The following is an 18,536-nucleotide window of genomic DNA, read 5'->3' as shown; positions in this document are numbered from 1 at the left end:
GGATGTTAAATAGAAAACAAGCCGAGATAAACCTAAGATTTTTCGGTTACAGATATAAAGGTAAGAAGTACGGCAACGATAAAGAATATGAAAAAGCACTATTGAGGCTTCAAAAGACTTATAAACTACCTCAAACGGGAAAATTGGATAAAAAGACAGACTCTTTACTTGTGAAGAAAATCAAAGACCTTGAAAATATGCTTTACTTTTTGGGGCATGATGTTGTTGTAAACGGGAAATTTGATAAGAAAGACAGAGCGGGAGTTATGGCTATCCAAAAGAAACATAAACCTAAGAGTTATAGGAAATACAAAGGGATTATAGACGGTCCTACATGGGATACGATAAAGTATTATTACAAAAAAAAGAAGAATAAAAAAAGATATTTCTTTCAATTTATGAATGGCAGTTTAAATTGGTCAGCTGTTGAGCGTGAGCATTTCAAGAAAGGTGAGTTTAAGTGTAAATGCGGCGGGAAGTACTGTAACGGTTATCCTGAAAAGATAGACCCCAAAATCATTTATACGGCAATAAAGTTAAGGAGAAAATACGGACAGGTAACCATAACAAGCGGTTTGAGGTGTAAAAAATGGAATAGTATGCAGACAGGATCATCATCAATGTCAACACATATGAAAGGAAAAGCCATTGATTTTTATATAAAAGGAGTAACTGACACAAAGTCGGGAAGAGAAAAGGTAAAGAAATATTTAAATGCATTGCCGCACACGAAGTATACATATTCAGACACACCTAATATGGGAAGTGCGGTTCATGTGAATGTTTAGAAAACAAAAGAAAGAGGTACATATAATGTTAGAAAAAATCAAAGATAGTTTAAAAGAAAGATTAAATGCAGTGTTTATTATTCAAATCGTATTGGCGGTGTTCACACCGATATTTGCATATGCGGGAATTACGGCTGAAAGTTTAACTACATGGAAAGCGTTATTTGATTTGGTTAAAATGGCACTGAGTAATCCTTATGTTTTAGGGTTAGTAGCGGTCAGTATATGGAATGCACTAAATAATCCTACTACTTCAAATATCCTGCCAATGGGTTCAAGCGAAGATATAGATATCGAAGATGAGGATTTGGATTTGATTTAATAAAATAAAAGTAAAATGTAAGAGGAGCTGAGGCTCCTCTTTTTTTATTTGTACATTTCTTTATGTTTAACATTCATATGATTTGATTTTTTATTTATTGTAAATTTTAAAACTTACTTTTACCGTGCGGGGCACTACGCCTCACTTCGTGAGATTCCGCGCCCCGCATTCCCCGCCGATACTCGCATATCATATATGTAAAATATTAAAAGAAAAGTACGATATCCAAGGAATGATGTGTCCTATATTAACATTTTATAAATGAAAATCCTAAAATAATTAGGATATTATTTTATGCTTATTTTTAAATTTAAACATATTCAGTTTGATATAGTCCGTTAAGTAAGGGGCGCGGAATCTCACGAAGTGAGGCGTAGTGCCCCGCATTCTCACTTGTAAATTTAAATTTAAATAATCCTTTTGACCGAAACCTGCATATTTTTTATTTTATATGTTCAAAAATAACATAGTAAAAAGTATTATTTAGAATGATTACAGTTTAAATTAGAATGATTATAATTTACTTGACAAAAAATGGAAACGGGTGTATAGTAAAATTAAGATTTGAAATATTTGATTTTGGCGTAAAGTCGCCTAAATAAATATATTTAACGTTTAAATAAAATGGAGGTAGTAAAAAAAATGTTAAAAGGTAAAGTAGCGGTAGTAACAGGCGGGACCAGAGGTATAGGATATGCCACTGTAAAGACTTATTTGGATAACGGTGCGAAAGTCGTTTTATTCGGCTCCAGACAGGAAACGGTGGATAAAGCTATGGCAAAACTAATGGAAGAAAACAAGGATTATCCCGTAAAGGGAATGCATCCCGATTTAACAAACGAAGAAGAAATAAATAAAGTATTTGCCGAAATCAAAGAAGAATTCGGAAGCCTTGATATCTTGGTAAACAATGCGGGGATTTCCGCAAGAGAAAGCATTTATGACTATAAGCTCGAAGATTTTGAAAAGATAATGGATCTTAACGTCGTTGCTGCATTCAACTGCTCGAAAGAAGCAGCAAAGATAATGAAAGAACAGGGCGGAGGAGTGATCCTAAATACAAGTTCCATGGTAAGTATTTATGCACAGCCATCAGGTTCAGGTTATCCTGCATCTAAATTTGCTATAAACGGACTTACAAAAGCCCTTGCAAGGGAACTTGGAAAAGATAACATCAGAGTGAATGCTGTCGCACCGGGAATCATAAGGACTGATATGGTAGCGGCTCTTCCCGATGAAATAATCAAGCCTTTGATAAATACAATTCCTCTTAGAAGAGTTGGGGAACCTGAAGATATAGCGAATGCATTTTTATATTTAGCAAGCGATATGGCAAGTTATGTAACAGGCAGTGTGTTATCCGTAGACGGAGCTTCAATGAGCTAAAAAAGATAATCATTTAGTAATAAACAAAGCTAAATATAATATATATAGTATAGTATATTATAAATAACAGAAGGTAAGTGAACAAATGAACAATAATATTTTCAGAAACATGTCTTACGGAGTATATATCGTAAGCGCAATGGACGGTAATCGTCCAACGGGATGTACGGCAAACAGCATCATGCAGATAACTTCGGACCCTGCAAGTGTTGCCGTAAGCATCAACCACGACAACTACACCAACAAGTGTATAAAAGAAACGGGAAAATTTGCATTTTCTATCCTTGCCGAAGACAGCGATGCTTCCCTTATCGGTAACTTCGGATTTAAATCAGGCATAGATAACGACAAATTCGAGAACGTAGATCATGAAATAATCGGCGGTGTTCCCGTAGTAAAGGATACATGCGGATATGTAGTGTGTGAAGTGATAGATAAAATGGAGACTTCAAGTCACACCGTCTTTCTCGGAAAAGTGGTGGAGGCCGAAGTTTACTCTAAACGTAGACAAATGACTTATGCTTATTATCATGAAGTGGTAAGAGGAAAGACCGCTAAAAACGCTCCTACTTATATCCCCGAAGAGGAAGAAAAAGTAGAGAGCAAGTCGAATGTAAAATATATCTGCACTGTATGCGGATATGTTTACGAAGGAGACCCGCTTCCAAAAGATTATAAATGTCCGATATGCGGAGCAGGTCCCGAAAAATTTAAAAGAGTGGAAGAAGCTATCGTATAGCTTATTTAAAAACAGCATTTTATATGCTGTTTTTTTATTCTCCTAAAAACCATATGATTTTTTAAATCATTGTAAATGATATCATTTAATAGTATAATGTTTTATAAGAGGGAATTTGATAAAGGAGTACGAACCGCTATGAAAAAGATACTTGATTTTTTTAACGAACACAAAACCATTGATTTAATTGTCAGATTGATTTTTCTATTTTGTCTTTATACTATTTTGATACCTTTTTTGACAGACCTCATAAACAATATTTATGTCCTATTTTTTATAATACTTTGTATTTTCATCATTCCTCAGATAATCATTTATATTTACGATAAGGATACGGTAAAGAGAAAGAAGATAATAAGGGATAATGTCATCGTCCTTTTGTTTACGGTCATATTCGCACTTTGGTTTTCTTATACGAACTACGGTAATCTCGACGGGACGAATTATTACTATCCCGCTCAAATAGTCATGGAGTATGAAAAGAGAGATTATATAAAGGGGAGCGAGCAGTATAAGCTTTGCAGTCTCAGCGATGAAATGTTTGCTAGTTCCTTTAAAAACAACGGTTCATTTGACGATAAATATAAGGATATCATATCCAAAGAGGATTTTAAAAAGCTGGATATAGGTACTGTAATGGACAAAAAGCAAAGGGGCTTTTTCAACAGGAACAAAAAGCTAAAAGACACATACGAAAAAATGAAGCCTATACTTACTCTTTATGATGATAAATATGCCTCTGTTTGGGTAGGTACGGATACTTATATCATAGAAAATGAAAAGACAGTAAATTATTACGGAAGTGAATACCGACAAATAAAATACAAGAAAATCGACGGTAAATATAAAGTAACGAGCGTCAGAGACGAAAAGGAAAGCTATAAAGAAAATAAGATGATACATAAACGCCTCAAAGACATGGGCAGGATAAAAAAATCGGGTTATTACGATGACCTCTTAGATGATGAAGCTTTTGACGATGGATACTCCGAGCATTTGGACTACATCTTGAAGTACGGGAGTATAGACACAAAGGATAAGGACATCATCAAAATAAAAGACGATGTTTATAAACTAGCAAAAAACTCTTACTACAAAGATTATGATGAAACTATCAAAACAAAAATAGATAAGAAGCTTTATGATAAAATTTCCTCTAAGGACGATATAAAAGAACAGATAAAAGAAATTAAAGATATGAACGAAGAAATGGATAAACTATATATCAAAAGTATCGAAGTCGATACTCTTATTCCTATCATGACCGAACTTAACGAAGATAACATGACCCTTTGGGTAAAGAAAAATATATCCATAGAAGCCGATAATTCAAGAGGAGAGGATACTTTATATGCTGATGATAATATATTGGGGAGTGATTTGGAAATGATTTATCAGCTAAAAATCAAAATCACCGATAAGAAAAAACATCGGTATAAAATAAAGAGCGTGAAAAAAGATTTTGAAGCAGAAAAGGAAATAAACTTTCAGTATAATCAAATGAAAAATAAGTAATGAATATACTTTTTGCAAACAAAAAGTACCAAAAATTTCCGCTCCAGCCGCGGAGGCTGAAGCAGTAGCTAAAAGGGATGCAAAAGCTAAGTTTGCAATTCATCGTTGCGGCATTTTATTTAGCAGTGGATAGTTACATATTTAATAAATATTTATGAATTTTATTTTTAACGATTTATTTATAATTTTATTTAAGAACCGTACTTTAACGATATTGATAAAGTAAGATTTCATGCTATAATATAAAAATAAATAAAATGATATGGAAGAGGGAGAAATATGAAAAAGAAAATAGTAAGCGTGGTTTTGGCTGTACTTCTTATGTTCAGCATAATGCCTTTGGCGAATGTCAGTGCCGCGACGCCTAAATTATCCGCAAAGAGCGTATACGTTACCGCAGGCAAGACTTATCAGCTTAAAGTAAAAGGTACGAAGAAAAAGGCTAAGTGGTCTACGAGCAAGAAAAGCGTCGCTGTGGTAAACAAAAAAGGCAAGGTCACCGCAAAGAAAAAAGGCGCGGCGTATATATATGCAAAAATCGGCAAGAAGAAGCTTAAATGCAAAGTAAACGTGGAAGCTCCTAAACTTAATGCGACAAAGAGGACAATGAACCTCGGCAGTAAATATACTCTTAAACTCGGCGGTACAAAGAGGAAAGTATCTTTCAAAAGCAGTAAGACTTCCGTTGCGACCGTGACGAGCAAAGGTGTCATAACCGCAAAAAGAGTCGGAAGTGCTACTATCACCGCTAAAATAAAGGATAAATCATACAGCTGTAAGGTTAGCGTTATAGACCCTAAAGGAAGCAGGACGAACCCTGCCGACCCTACAAAAGGGATAACCGTTGATGCTTTTGAAGGCAAGTTTTACTTTAGGCTTAAAAGTGTGGTAAAGGGTGACGAAGTGATAAACAAACTCAAAGCTATGAACGAATGGGACGAAGACTATAATGAGGTTCCCGCAGGTATGACTCCTGTGTTCTTTACTTATGACGTAAAGGCAATAAGCGGATTTGATACATATCCTTTGACGGGGTATGATATAATCAATTTTATGGATTTATATAATAGTTCATGTAGTTCTACTATTAGCGGCATTGAAACTCAGCCTATGGATAGTGAACATTACAGAAGTAATTTTGAAATATATAATGGTGTGAATAAAGAAATGTACGCCGTTTTTTATGCTCCGAAGGGAATGACATCTTTCAGTAATTATTACTTTAAGAAAAATTTTGATGAATTGTGGGTAAGATATAAATTCTAATTCTAAAGGACACCTGTGTGGTGTCCTTTTTTATATTTACTTATTATAAAGAATAAATAAACTCTTTTTTAATGATAAAATCGGGTATATTTAAGAAAATAAGTGAATTTTATTGCATTTTCTAAATTATGGGTGTATAATAGTTTAGGTTAGATGAGTGGGCAAAAGTCCACTCATCGTTTTATATTGTTAGGATTAGGAGGACCTTTTTTGAAAGTAACAGATAGAGTAGAAGCTTTGAGCGAAGATATCTTAAAGGATAACGGATGTGAACTTATAGATATCGAGTTTAAAAAAGAAGGAAACAATAAAGTATTGAGGCTTTATATCGAAAGATTAGAGGGCAAGGTAAGTTTGGATGAGATAAGCACGGTAAACAGGCTCCTTTCCGATTTGCTGGATGAAGAGGACTTCATAGAAGAAGAATATATTTTGGAAGTATCTTCACCGGGAGTGAACAGAGTAATAAAAAAAGAAAAAGACTTTATTAAATTCAAAGGCAGTAAAGTTGATGTGAAACTATATAAACCTTTGAACGGCAAAAAGCAGTTTACGGGGATATTGGAAGGCTATGAAAATGAAAATGTGCTTATAGACCTTGATAGCGAACATTTGGTTATTCCTCATAAAGATATAAGTAAAGTAAACCTAAGTTTTGATTTTAAATTTTAAGTAGGAGAAAGGGAAAAATGGCAAGAAAGAAAAAACAGGCTGTAGATAATTCTTTTAAGGATTTTATCGAAGCATTAGATGAGATTAATAAAACAAAAGGTATCGACAAAGAAGAGATAATAGTTGCGGTGGAACAGGCACTTGTGGCAGCATACAAAAAAGATACCAGGACAAACGTGGATTTGGTGGTAAATATCAACAGAGTATCGGGAGCGATAGACGCTTTCTACTCAAAACAGATCGTAGAGGAAGTGGAAGACGAAGACAGAGAGATATCTCTTCACGAAGCATTGGTGCTCGATAAGAGTGCTATCTTGGGTGCGAGCATGGTAACACATATCGACCCTAAAGGTTTCGGAAGGATAGCTACTCAAAACGCCAAACAGCTAATCATTCAAAAATTAAAAGAATCGGAAAGAAACATAATAAGCAACACTTTCATGAAGAAGAAAGATGAAATGGTTACGGGCGTTATTCAAAGGGAAGAATATAAAGAAATGAGAAAAATGGTTCACGGTGAACCTGTTAAAGAACAAAACAGGATAATCCATATCGACCTTGGTAAAGCCGAAGGTATAATGAACAGCCAAAATCAGGTAAAAAGCGAACATTATCACCCGGGAATGAGGCTTAAGGTTTACGTTTCGGATGTAATCCTTACTCCGAAAGGACCTCAAATCATTTTATCCAGGACACATCCTGGTCTTATAAGAAGACTTTTTGAAGAAGAAGTTGCGGAGATTGCCGATGGATTGGTTGAAATCAAATCTATTTCCAGAGAAGCGGGAAGCAGGAGCAAGATGGCTGTTTATACAGCCGACGACCAAATCGACCCTGTGGGTACATGTATAGGTCCAAAGGGATTTAGGATACAAAACGTCTTAAACGAAATAGGAGACGAAAAAATCGATATAATCAAATACAGCGACGACCCTGTGGAATATATCAAGAATGCACTGGCTCCTGCCGATGTTTTAAAAGTAGATATACTTCAAACCGAAGAGGAAGACGGGAAAAACTCTGCGGCGGTTGTGGTGGACGATTCTCAGCTATCCCTTGCCATAGGTAAAGACGGTCAAAACGTAAGGCTTGCGGCAAGACTTACCGGCTGGAAGATAGATATCAAAAGCAAAAGCAGTGCTATGGAAGATTTAAAGGACGATATAGAAGTTATAGACGACACATTATCGGAAGAAGAATAAATTTAAAGAGGTGGGAATATGAAAAAGACACCGCTTAGAACATGCATAATATGCAGAGAAAAAAAAGAAAAGAGAAAACTTATCAGAATAGTAAGAGATAAAGAAAATCAGACGGTCTTTTTTGATAAAACCGGAAAGGCAAACGGCAGAGGAGCCTATATCTGCGGGAGTGACAAATGCATCGAAGCTTTGTCAAACGTCAAGATAATAAATCATGCTCTTAACGTGAATGCGGGGAAGGAAGACATGGAAAAAGTCAAAGAAGACATAAAAAAATATTTGAAAGAGGAGGTTTTGAATTAGGATGAGAGTTTATGATATGGCAAAAGAATATGGTTTTCAAAGCAAAGAATTTGCTGAAATAATGAAGGGTATGGGTATACCCGTTAAAAACCATATGAGCGCAGTGACCGCACAGCAGGAAAAATACTTTAGGAACAACTTCAATAAAGAAGCTTATCTAAATAGTTTAAACGATAAAAATGCTTCAAAAAAAGAAGCACCTAAAAAAGAACAACCAAAAAAACAGCCTAAAGAACAAGAGACAGAAAATAAACCTAATAATAAAAAACCCGAAATTATAACTCAGAGAAAGCCTCTTAAACAAGAAGCCAAAAAAATCGGAAATAAAGAAGTCAAACCTAAAGAAAACAAAGGTAAAGACGAACCGGGAGTAGTGGTCATCTACGATAAAGATAAGAAACCCGCTAAGAAAAAACCAAATGCGGGAAACAAACATTATAACTACGACGCAAAAGAAGAAGATGTCAAGGTGAATGTAAAGGGCGATAAATCCGCAAAGAAGAAACCGGATAATAAAACACCAAATAAAAACGAAAGACCTCAAAATAACAATAATAATAAGAAAAAGAATAAAAACAAAAATAAAAAAGATAATAAGAAGGAAGTAGTTCCTAAGTTTATCGATAACTCAAAGAGGTCTAAGAAAAATAAAGCTACTTACAAGAAAAAGAACAAGCAGGAAAGAGAAGAAAGACAGTTAGAAAATTCACAAGTAAGTGAAATCACTATCATGGAAGGCGTAACGGTAGGAGAACTTGCCGCTAAGCTCAACAAAGCTCCTACGGAAGTGATAAAAGTGCTTATGGGTTACGGAGTAATGGCTGCGGTAAATCAGTCTATAGATTTCGATACAGCTTCCATAGTATGCGAAGAATTCGGCGTTACATGCGAGCTTGAAGACGAAAATCAAGCAATGGACGATCTATTCGATACACATTATGTGAATGAAGACGAACTTGTTAAAAGACCGCCTATCATCACGGTTATGGGTCACGTTGACCACGGTAAGACTTCACTCCTTGACGCCATAAGACACACGAACGTTATAAGCGGAGAAGCCGGCGGTATCACTCAGCATATAGGTGCTTACACCATAATGATAAAAGACGAAAAAATCACTTTTATAGATACACCGGGGCATGAAGCCTTTACGGCAATGCGTTCCAGAGGTGCTTCCGTTACCGATATCGCAGTGCTTGTTGTAGCTGCGGACGACGGCGTAATGCCTCAGACCGTTGAAGCGATAAACCATGCAAAAGACGCAGGGGTACCTATCATAGTTGCGGTAAACAAAATAGATAAACCGGGAGCAAATCCCGACAAAGTAAAACAGGAACTTACAGAGTACGGACTTGTTGCAGAAGACTGGGGCGGAGACACCATATGTGTAAATATTTCCGCAAAGAAAAGAGAAGGTATCGAAGAACTTCTTGAAATGATACTTCTTGTTGCCGAAGTCGAAGACTTAAAGGCTCACCCTACAAAGAAAGCTATCGGTACCGTTATCGAAGCAAGACTCGACAAACAAAAGGGTACCGTTGCTACACTTCTCGTTAAATCGGGCGTACTGCACGACGGAGATATCGTTGTCTGCAACGACGTTTTCGGTAAGGTAAGAGCTATGATGGACGATAAAGGCAACAAAGTAAAAGTTGCGGGTCCTTCCACTGCCATAGAAATCTTAGGTTTCAATGAAGTTCCGGGTGCGGGAGAAAAATTCTTCGTAGCGGAAAATGAAAGAGACGGAAGAAAATACGCAGAGAGAAGAAAAGCGATAATGAAAGAAAACGCTCTTAAGAAGAGCGGTCCCGTAAGTTTGGATGATTTATTCAATCAAATAAGCGAAGGCGAATTAAAAGAACTTAAACTTATCGTCAAAGCCGACGTAAGAGGTTCTTTGGAAGCTCTTTCTCAGTCATTGGAAAAACTAAACGACAACGACGAAGGCGTAAGAGTAAGTGTTATCCACGGCGGAGTAGGTGCAATAGCTGAAAGTGACGTTGCCTTGGCGGCGGCTTCCAATGCACTTATTATTGCCTTCAATGTAAGACCGGACGCCAATGCGAAAGCCATGGCTATGAAAGAAGAAGTGGAAATAAGAAGCTATAACGTTATCTACCATGTAATGGAAGAGATCGAAAAAGCTCTTAAAGGTTTACTCGACCCTGAATTCAAGGAAGTCGTAGTCGGCAATGCTGAAGTAAGAGAAACATTCAAAGTTCCGAACATCGGTCTTGTAGCCGGTTCATATGTCACAGACGGTACTATTAACCGTAATGACAAGATAAGAGTCATAAGAGACGGTGTAGTTATATTTGAAAGTGAAATAGCATCTCTTAAGAGATTTAAAGATGACGCAAAAGAAGTTCAGGCGGGATACGAATGCGGTATCGGCGTTGAAAACTTTAACGACATCAAAGTCGGAGATACTTTCGAAACTTTCAAAATGGAAGAAATTGAAAGAGAGTAATTTAAATGGGATATAGGATTGAAAGAGTGAACGAGCTTATCAAGAACGAACTGTCGCTTCTTATAGAGCTCGAACTCAATGACCCGAGGCTTAAAGAAGCCATAATAAGCGTAGTGAGAGTAAAAGCTACTCCCGATTTGAAATACGCCAAGGTTTATGTAAGCGTAATGGGCGAAAATAATAAGAAAGAGGAGATTATAGGAGTTTTGGATAAAGCTAAAGGATTTCTTCGTAAATCCATAGCCAAGGTTTTGAATACTAGGAATACTCCCGAACTTATCTTTGAATTGGATAATTCTTTGGATTATGCAATGCATATCGACGAAGTGTTAGCCAATTTAGACATTAAAGACGATGAATATGATAGATAAATTTATAAAAAAACTTGAAAGCTATAATTCTTTTTTGATAATAACACATGAAAACCCGGACGGTGACGCTCTGGGTTCTTCCGTTGCTCTTAAAAGGACATTGGAACTTATCGGCAAAGAGGTGGATTTGTATGCTCAAACACCTATACCGGTAAATCTTGAAGATTTGATAAAAGAGAGCGATATCACCTCTTTAGATGATTTAAAGACGGGATACGACGTTTGTATGTGCCTCGACTGTTCAAGCGAAGATTATCTTTTCGGAGGCAATTTAAGGAACCTTTGCAGGGATATAATCGTTATAGACCACCATGTCACGAATAACCGTTACGGAGATATAAACATGGTAAGCGAAAAAGCTTCTGCTACGGGAGAGCTTATATTTATGATAAGTTCAGCCATACTCGGGACTATACCTAAGTATATCGCAAGCCTGTTATACGTTGCCATTTCCACGGACACGGGAAGTTTTTCTTATTCAAACACCACACCCGCCACTCACATAATAGGAGCTAAGCTTTTAAAATGCGGCGTGGAACAGGGCAAACTTAGTGAAATGGTGAAGCTTAAAGATATTACCAGTCTTTTCGTAAGGAAGAAATCTTTGGAGAGCATTTACGCTTTCAAGGAAAATCAGATACTTGTGATGGTGCTTGACGATGAGAACATCAATGGTGAAACCGATACGGAAGGGCTTATCGATGCTATAAGATATATCAAGGGCTGTAAAGTGGCGGCTCTCGTTAAAAGAGTAGATGATGAAAGTTTTAAAGTTTCCTTAAGGAGCGGAGGCTCCGAAGTAGATGTGGCAAGTATCGCTCATCATTACGGCGGAGGCGGACACAGAAAGGCTGCGGGCTTTACCTTCAAAGGAAGCAAAAACGAGATATTAACTGCAATAAAAGATATAGATTTAGAGGTTTAGATGTTAAGCGGCGTAATTTGTATAAATAAAGAACAGGACATGACAAGCCACGATGTGTGCTATAAAGTAAGAAAGATACTGGGTACAAAGAAAGTCGGACACAGCGGTACATTAGACCCTATGGCGGAAGGTGTGATGGGTGTTTTGGTAGGCAGGAGCACCAAACTTTCCAGCTATATAACAAGCTTTAATAAGGAATATATTGCGGGCATAGAATTCGGCAAGGACAGCCCAAGCTATGATATATGGACGGACATGAGAGATGTTTCCGTTCCCGAATTTTCTAAGGAAGATTTAAAAGGAGTTTTGAATTCTTTTATAGGTAACATAACTCAGACCCCGCCTATTTATTCCGCAATAAAAGTAAAAGGAAAACCTTTATATAAATACGCTCTGAAAGGTGAAAAGGTGAAGATACCCGGTAGAGAAGTCACTGTAAATGATATAGAACTCCTCGAAGCAAATCTGCCATATAGTGCAAAAATAAGGGTCTCATGTTCAAAAGGCACTTATATAAGGAGCCTTATACACGATATAGGCGTTTCCCTGGGCACTTCCGCAGTTATGAACAGCTTAGTCAGGACGAAAAACGGGATACTAAATATCGAAGACAGCATTACATTATCCGAGCTTGAAGCTAAAGTAAGATCGGACGAACTTGATGAAGTCATAAAGCGGGACGATTTTTTCCTTACGGACTTACATAGAGTGGATGTAAATCCATTAAGCGGTAAAATACTTCTTAACGGGAATGCTCTTATAAGGAAAAATCTTATAACGCCTACCGATGATATTAAGGCAGGCACTATGGTAAGGTTATATCTTGAAGATAAATTCATAGGGCTTGGCAAAAAGACAGACGAAGAAGGTATTTTAATAAGACCGATAAAGATATTATATGGGGAATAAACAATGAAGATAGTACATTCTTTTGACGCAGTAGATAAAAATGAACCATTATCTTTGGCATTCGGATACTTTGACGGTATCCATCTGGGTCACAGAAAAATAATTGAAGAAAATAATAAAGACTTAAAGAACTGTGTGGTAACATTCGATAAACATCCCATGGATCTTATAAACAAGGATAAGTCTCCCAAAATGCTCATGACTATGGAAGAAAAGGAAGAATACCTTGAAAAAATGGGTGTGGATTATCTTTTTATAATCCATTTCGATTCGGACTTTATGAACCTTACAGACAGGCAGTTCATAAGTCTTGTAATAGACAATGTAAACATGAAAAAAATGAAAGTCGGTTTCAATTACCATTTCGGTAAAAACGGAAGAGGGAACGCCGACTTCTTAAGAAAGGTTTCGAAGGAAGAGGGCTTTGAGCTGGAAGTAGTCGAAGAATATAAAATAGACGATGAGAGAGTATGCTCAACTGCCATAAGAAACCTTATATACGAAGGAAATATCAGTAAAGCAAATAAGTTTTTGGGAAGACCTTATTCTATTACGGGAAAAGTCGTTGAAGGGAAACACCTCGGTAAACAAATAGGCATACCGACGGCTAATATCTTCCCCGACCCCACTAAAGCTATACCGAAAAGGGGAGTGTATGTAACGAGAGTTACAGTTGACGATGATATCTATTATGGGATAAGCAATGTCGGGATAAATCCCACATTCAACGAAGAACCGAAAATCGAGACGAATATATTCGATTTCGACGGGGATATATACGGTAGAGAAATAAAGGTGGAATTCCTTGAGTTCGAGAGAGAAGAAAGAGCTTTTGAAAGTATCGACGAACTTAAAGCGACCATTGAAAAAAGCATACGGTTCGGAAGGGATTATATTACCCATAAACTTAATTATTAAAAAGAGACTTAGAGCAAATCGACCTTTTGTTTAATTTAATAAAAAGAAACAAAAAATTTACTTTATTTACTAAAAGTATTGGTAAAACGAAGCTTATAAGTTATAATAGAATTAATATTCTATATTCTAATGTTAAAGGAGGAAAGAAATGAAAAAAGGAAAGAGAATTTTAGCGTGTATATTAGCGGTAGGTCTTATCATCGGACTTGCGGGATGCGGTTCAAAATCAGACTCAAAGGGCGGCGATAAGTCTTACATAATCGCGACTGATACAACATTCGCACCGTTTGAATTTACAGATGATAAGAACAATTTTGTAGGTGTTGATGTGGATATCTTAGCGGCAATAGCAAAGGACCAAGGTTTTGACTATGAACTTCAGTCTTTGGGTTTTGATGCGGCGGTTGCGGCTTTGGAATCAGGTCAGGCTGACGGAGTTATCGCGGGAATGAGTATCACAGACGAGAGAAAGAAAAAATATGACTTCTCCGACGCTTATTACGATTCAGGCGTAGTTATGGCTATTAAAGCAGACGACAACTCTATCAAAACTTATGAAGACTTAAGCGGCAAAAAAGTTGCTTGTAAGACAGGTACGGAAGGTGCTACATTTGCCGAATCGATCAAAGATAAATACGGTTTTGAAATAGCATATTTCAAAGATTCTCCAAAGATGTACGAAGACGTAAAAACAGGTAATACTGTAGCATGTTTCGAAGATTATCCTGTTATGGGTTACGGTATAAGCCAAGGCAACGGACTTAAAATGGTAACGGATATGGAAAAAGGTTCTTCTTACGGATTTGCTGTTCTTAAAGGTAAGAACGCAGAACTTCTTAAAATGTTTGATGAAGGTTTAAAGAACATTAAAGCTAGCGGAGAATATCAAAAAATATTAGATAAATATATTGCTAACAAATAGTAATAAATAAACAATTAGTTGGAGTGATTTAATGAATTTTTTAGAAGTCTTTTCCGGTGCAACGCCTCTTCTTTTGGAAGGGCTTGCGATGACAGTACAAATTACTATAATATCATTAATAATAGCGTTTTTCTTAGGGCTTTTTTCATGCGTGATGGGTATTTCCAGCTTTAAGCCTTTCAAAGCCATTTCTAAATTTTATCTTTGGCTTATCAGAGGAACACCTCTTTTGGTACAATGTTTCTTTGTATACTTCGGTCTTCCTCAGCTCATACAGTCTTTTGGTATAGATTTCAGACTAACCGCATACTCTGCGGGTATCATAACACTTTCTTTAAACGCGGGTGCTTATATGTCTGAGATATTCAGAGGCGGTATACAAGCGGTTGATAAAGGACAAATGGAAGCGGCAAGAAGTCTCGGACTACCTAAAGGCAGAGCCATGATAAAGGTTATTTTACCCCAGGCACTAAAAATATGTATACCTTCACTTGTAAACCAATTTATTATTACACTCAAGGATACATCTATAATTTCTACCATAAGTTTAGCGGAAGTAGTATATGCCGCTAATATCTATATCGGAAGGACGATGAATTCTTTTGCTACTTGGACTCTTGTAGGACTTATGTATTTAGTCGTTGTTACCGCACTTTCTTCGCTTTCTAATTATATTGAGAGGAGAATAAGTAATGAGTAAATTAAGAGTGACGGATTTACATAAATCCTTTAAAAAGTTAGAAGTATTAAAAGGCATTGATCTTGAAATTACTGAAGGGGAAGTGGTTTGTATCATCGGACCTTCGGGTTCGGGGAAAAGTACTTTTCTAAGATGTTTAAATTTATTGGAAGTTCCGACTAAAGGCGAAATCGAGATCGATGATCAGCTGATTACGAACAAGAAAAATGATATTAACAAAATGAGAGAAAATATAGGAATGGTATTCCAGCAGTTCAATCTTTTCCCTCATTTGACGGTAAAGAAAAATATAATGCTCGCTCCCGTGGATCTGAAACTGAAAACCGCGGAAGAAGCAGAAAAGAAAGCTTACGAACTACTGGATAGAGTGGGGCTTAGAGAAAAAGCCGATGTTTATCCTAAGAAGCTTTCAGGAGGTCAGCAACAGAGGGTAGCCATAGCAAGAGCTCTTGCCATGGAGCCTGATATCATGATGTTTGACGAACCTACATCTGCCCTTGACCCTGAAATGGTAGGGGAAGTTCTCGGTGTTATGAAGGAACTTGCTTCCCAGGGTATGACGATGGTTATTGTAACTCATGAAATCGGATTTGCCAGAGAAGTTGCCGACAGGGTGATTTTTATGGACGAAGGCGTTATCATAGAACAAGGTCCGCCTAAAGAAGTAATAAATAACCCTCAAAATCAAAGAACGAAAGACTTTTTAAATAAAGTTTTATAATAAAAAAGACCACTTATGTGGTCTTTTTTAATTTCTTTTATCTTTGTCTTTTAAATATTTTCTTGCTTTCTTCATTCCTCCGACGCTTTTAAACATCTGATTTAGTTTTTCTTTTTCTATTTCCTTTGAATTAAGTCCCGCGTATTTATTTTCTCTTTGTATTTTTTCGTAGTTCTCATATCTTCTTAAATCCAAAGTTCCTTTTTCTATCGCTTCTCTTACTTTACATCCGGGTTCGTTCGTATGGGTACAGTCTGAGAATTTACACCCTGAAATGAGCTCTTCGATATCTTCAAACCCTTTTGATGTTTCTATAAATCCGGTTCCAAGCTCTCTCATCCCCGGGGTATCTATAACGATACCTCCGCTATCAAGCAATATCAAATCTCTCGTCGTGGTGGTATGTCGTCCTTTATCATCGTTTCTAAGTCCCGAAGTCTTTATTATATCTCTGCCCAGCAGATGATTTATTATAGTAGATTTTCCAACTCCCGAAGAACCTATGAATGCACCGGTAATGCCCGGTTTTAAATACTCATTTATTTTTTCGTAAGAACTCTCGTCTTTGTTTGTCGTAAGGATTATATCATCTGTGAAAGTAACGGAAGTTACTTCGCTTAGGATATTATCGATATTTTCAGCCAAGTCGGATTTTGTAAGGATTATAACGGGTTTTGCTCCGCTGTCCCAAGATAAAGTCATATATCTTTCCAGCCTGCTTATATTATAATCATTGTTCAAAGCCATACATATAAATATGATATCGACATTTGAAGCCACTATCTGCATTTCTTTTTTAGAACCTGCGGCAGTCCTCTTGAATACGCTTTTCCTGTCAAGCACGTGGTGAATGACGGAAGTTTCTCCTTTATCTCTGAAGCCGTCTGTCATTACATAGTCGCCGACTGCGGGATAGTCAGATGAAGAGTATGCCTCGTTCATGAATTTCCCCGATACCTTTGCCAGACATTCTCCTTCTTCGGTGATTATCTTATAGATACCTTTGTACTGAGAAATCACTCTTGCAGGTTTTAAATCTTTATATTCTTTTGCCAGCGTTAAAAATCTTTCGTCGGCACCGTATTTTGCTAAATTATTGTTGTTCATTTTATTATTACCTCCCTTTTATTTATCCCATGGAGGTATCATGTATCGTGTTATTTTACACATACCTCCGTGTATAACACAATATCCGTTCTGTTTACTGTTTTAAACATAAAAAATTATCTCCTTTCTTTCAAATGTTTTTTTATTATAACATATATCTTTATATTTTAATACAAAAAAATCGGGGCACTACGCCTGCCTTCGGCAGATTCCGCGCCCCTAAGTAACTTGCCATTGAATGTAATGATTTCCAAACTTGTTTGTTTACTTCTATTGACGATATATCCCTAAATATAAACTTAAGTATAAAATAAAAAGGACCATTTTAGGTCCTTGGTCGTTATTCGGGGTTAGATAAAAATGAGGTCAGGGTCGTACCTTAGGGGCGCGGAATCTGCCGAAGGCAGGCGTAGTGCCCCGATGTTATTTACTGCCGTTATTCTCTTTTTTGTTATTATTGCCCTTGCTTTTTTTATTACCGTTTTTGTTTTTATCTTCTTTACTTTTGCACTTTTCATGCTCGTATTCGTTGATAAGTTCAAATAATTTGTTCCTTGCATCACTCAGCGAACCAACCGCGTCAATAAGCCCTATCTCTACCGCCTGTTCACCTACAAGGACCGAACCCATATCGTTTACGAGTTCATCGGTATTGAGCATTATTTTATTGAATAACTCCTTATCCACGTTGGAATGTCCCACAACGAATTCGGTTATCCTTTCCTGCATTTTCTGGAAGTATATAAAGCTTTGAAGCACTCCTATCACAAGCCCCGTAGTCCTTATGGGATGTATCATCATCGTTGCCGTCGGAACGATAAATGAGTAACTTCCGCTTACCGCAAGTGGTACTCCTATGCTGTGGCTCCCTCCGAGAACAAGTGTTACGCATGGTTTGCTCATTCCGGAAATCAGTTCGGATATGGCAAGTCCTGCTTCCACATCTCCTCCCATGGTGTTTAAAATAAGGAGTACGCCTTTTATTTCATCTTTTTCTTCCACGTCGATTATCATTGGTATTATATGTTCGTACTTAGTGGATTTTTTCGGAGAACCCGCTTCTATATGACCTTCTATTTCTCCGATAATGCTTATTGTCTGTATCCCGCTGTTATATCCGTCGTTTAGCTGTCCAAGCTCTTTTAATCTGTTCAGCGTTTCATCGTCAAAATCAGATTCGTGAGATAAATCAAAGTCTTCTTGATTGTTCATTTTTAATTCGTCTTTATTTTTCATTATATTTCCTTTCAAACAAAATAAAATAAGAAAGAACTTTTGTCCTTTCTTATTTTTTCCTTTT

19 protein-coding genes are annotated in these 18,536 nt (G+C 36.8%); 17 read left to right on the top strand and 2 right to left on the bottom strand.

Annotated elements, in window-relative coordinates:
• Positions 1-2: 2 nt before the first annotated feature.
• The 17 genes from Q0516_RS10035 (at position 3) to Q0516_RS09955 (ending at position 16,129) form a co-directional block, all read left to right on the top strand.
• The gene (locus Q0516_RS10035; RefSeq protein WP_294465491.1) at positions 3-788 is read left to right on the top strand and encodes a D-Ala-D-Ala carboxypeptidase family metallohydrolase; all 786 of its coding nucleotides are present in this window, start codon (positions 3-5) and stop codon (positions 786-788) included.
• A 25-nt stretch (positions 789-813) separates the two neighbouring features.
• Positions 814-1,110: a phage holin gene (locus Q0516_RS10030; RefSeq protein WP_294465488.1), complete on the top strand. Its 297-nt coding sequence runs from the start codon at positions 814-816 to the stop codon at positions 1,108-1,110.
• A 624-nt stretch (positions 1,111-1,734) separates the two neighbouring features.
• Entirely contained in the window at positions 1,735-2,496 is a 762-nt protein-coding gene (locus tag Q0516_RS10025; RefSeq protein WP_365945418.1) for an SDR family oxidoreductase, read from the top strand.
• An 85-nt stretch (positions 2,497-2,581) separates the two neighbouring features.
• On the top strand, positions 2,582-3,235 hold the full coding sequence (locus Q0516_RS10020) for a flavin reductase (RefSeq protein ID WP_294465483.1): 654 nt from the start codon (positions 2,582-2,584) through the stop codon (positions 3,233-3,235).
• 138 nt (positions 3,236-3,373) lie between these two features.
• Positions 3,374-4,750, top strand: a complete 1,377-nt coding sequence (locus Q0516_RS10015; protein ID WP_294465482.1) for a hypothetical protein — start codon at positions 3,374-3,376, stop codon at positions 4,748-4,750.
• A 279-nt stretch (positions 4,751-5,029) separates the two neighbouring features.
• Positions 5,030-6,016: an Ig-like domain-containing protein gene (locus Q0516_RS10010; protein WP_294465480.1), complete on the top strand. Its 987-nt coding sequence runs from the start codon at positions 5,030-5,032 to the stop codon at positions 6,014-6,016.
• 210 nt (positions 6,017-6,226) lie between these two features.
• Entirely contained in the window at positions 6,227-6,688 is a 462-nt protein-coding gene (gene rimP / locus Q0516_RS10005) for a ribosome maturation factor RimP (RefSeq protein ID WP_294465475.1), read from the top strand.
• Positions 6,689-6,705: 17 nt separating this feature from the next.
• Positions 6,706-7,890, top strand: a complete 1,185-nt coding sequence (gene nusA / locus Q0516_RS10000; protein ID WP_294465473.1) for a transcription termination factor NusA — start codon at positions 6,706-6,708, stop codon at positions 7,888-7,890.
• A gap of 18 nt (positions 7,891-7,908) precedes the next feature.
• Complete coding sequence (locus Q0516_RS09995) at positions 7,909-8,193, top strand: YlxR family protein (RefSeq protein WP_294465471.1); 285 nt, start codon at positions 7,909-7,911, stop codon at positions 8,191-8,193.
• Position 8,194: 1 nt separating this feature from the next.
• The gene (gene infB, locus Q0516_RS09990; RefSeq protein ID WP_294465468.1) at positions 8,195-10,663 is read left to right on the top strand and encodes a translation initiation factor IF-2; all 2,469 of its coding nucleotides are present in this window, start codon (positions 8,195-8,197) and stop codon (positions 10,661-10,663) included.
• Positions 10,664-10,668: 5 nt separating this feature from the next.
• Positions 10,669-11,034, top strand: coding sequence for a 30S ribosome-binding factor RbfA (gene rbfA / locus Q0516_RS09985; RefSeq protein WP_294465465.1), 366 nt, complete (start codon positions 10,669-10,671; stop codon positions 11,032-11,034).
• On the top strand, positions 11,024-11,959 hold the full coding sequence (locus tag Q0516_RS09980) for a bifunctional oligoribonuclease/PAP phosphatase NrnA (RefSeq protein WP_294465464.1): 936 nt from the start codon (positions 11,024-11,026) through the stop codon (positions 11,957-11,959). The genes rbfA and Q0516_RS09980 overlap by 11 nt, the downstream gene beginning before the upstream one ends.
• Positions 11,960-12,868, top strand: coding sequence for a tRNA pseudouridine(55) synthase TruB (gene truB / locus Q0516_RS09975; protein WP_294465461.1), 909 nt, complete (start codon positions 11,960-11,962; stop codon positions 12,866-12,868). It begins immediately after the preceding gene.
• Positions 12,869-12,871: 3 nt separating this feature from the next.
• On the top strand, positions 12,872-13,786 hold the full coding sequence (locus Q0516_RS09970) for a bifunctional riboflavin kinase/FAD synthetase (RefSeq protein WP_294465458.1): 915 nt from the start codon (positions 12,872-12,874) through the stop codon (positions 13,784-13,786).
• 148 nt (positions 13,787-13,934) lie between these two features.
• The gene (locus tag Q0516_RS09965) at positions 13,935-14,708 is read left to right on the top strand and encodes a transporter substrate-binding domain-containing protein (protein ID WP_294465457.1); all 774 of its coding nucleotides are present in this window, start codon (positions 13,935-13,937) and stop codon (positions 14,706-14,708) included.
• Between the two features lie 31 nt (positions 14,709-14,739).
• The gene (locus Q0516_RS09960) at positions 14,740-15,408 is read left to right on the top strand and encodes an amino acid ABC transporter permease (RefSeq protein WP_294465454.1); all 669 of its coding nucleotides are present in this window, start codon (positions 14,740-14,742) and stop codon (positions 15,406-15,408) included.
• Complete coding sequence (locus tag Q0516_RS09955) at positions 15,401-16,129, top strand: amino acid ABC transporter ATP-binding protein (RefSeq protein WP_294465450.1); 729 nt, start codon at positions 15,401-15,403, stop codon at positions 16,127-16,129. Before Q0516_RS09960 ends, Q0516_RS09955 begins: the two co-directional genes overlap by 8 nt.
• Before the next feature lie 27 nt (positions 16,130-16,156).
• On the opposite strand, the gene rsgA is transcribed toward Q0516_RS09955, so the two are convergent.
• Positions 16,157-17,236: a ribosome small subunit-dependent GTPase A gene (rsgA, locus tag Q0516_RS09950; RefSeq protein WP_294465447.1), complete on the bottom strand. Its 1,080-nt coding sequence runs from the start codon at positions 17,234-17,236 to the stop codon at positions 16,157-16,159.
• Positions 17,237-17,659: 423 nt separating this feature from the next.
• Positions 17,660-18,472 (bottom strand): ATP-dependent Clp protease proteolytic subunit, encoded by an 813-nt coding sequence (locus tag Q0516_RS09945; RefSeq protein ID WP_294465445.1) that lies wholly within the window; start codon positions 18,470-18,472, stop codon positions 17,660-17,662.
• Positions 18,473-18,536: the final 64 nt, after the last annotated feature.

It is taken from the genome of uncultured Anaerofustis sp., assembly GCF_938029165.1.
GTDB lineage: Bacteria > Bacillota > Clostridia > Eubacteriales > Anaerofustaceae > Anaerofustis.
Note: the sequence above shows the minus strand (reverse complement) of the source record. Positions and strands in the feature narration are given on the sequence as shown.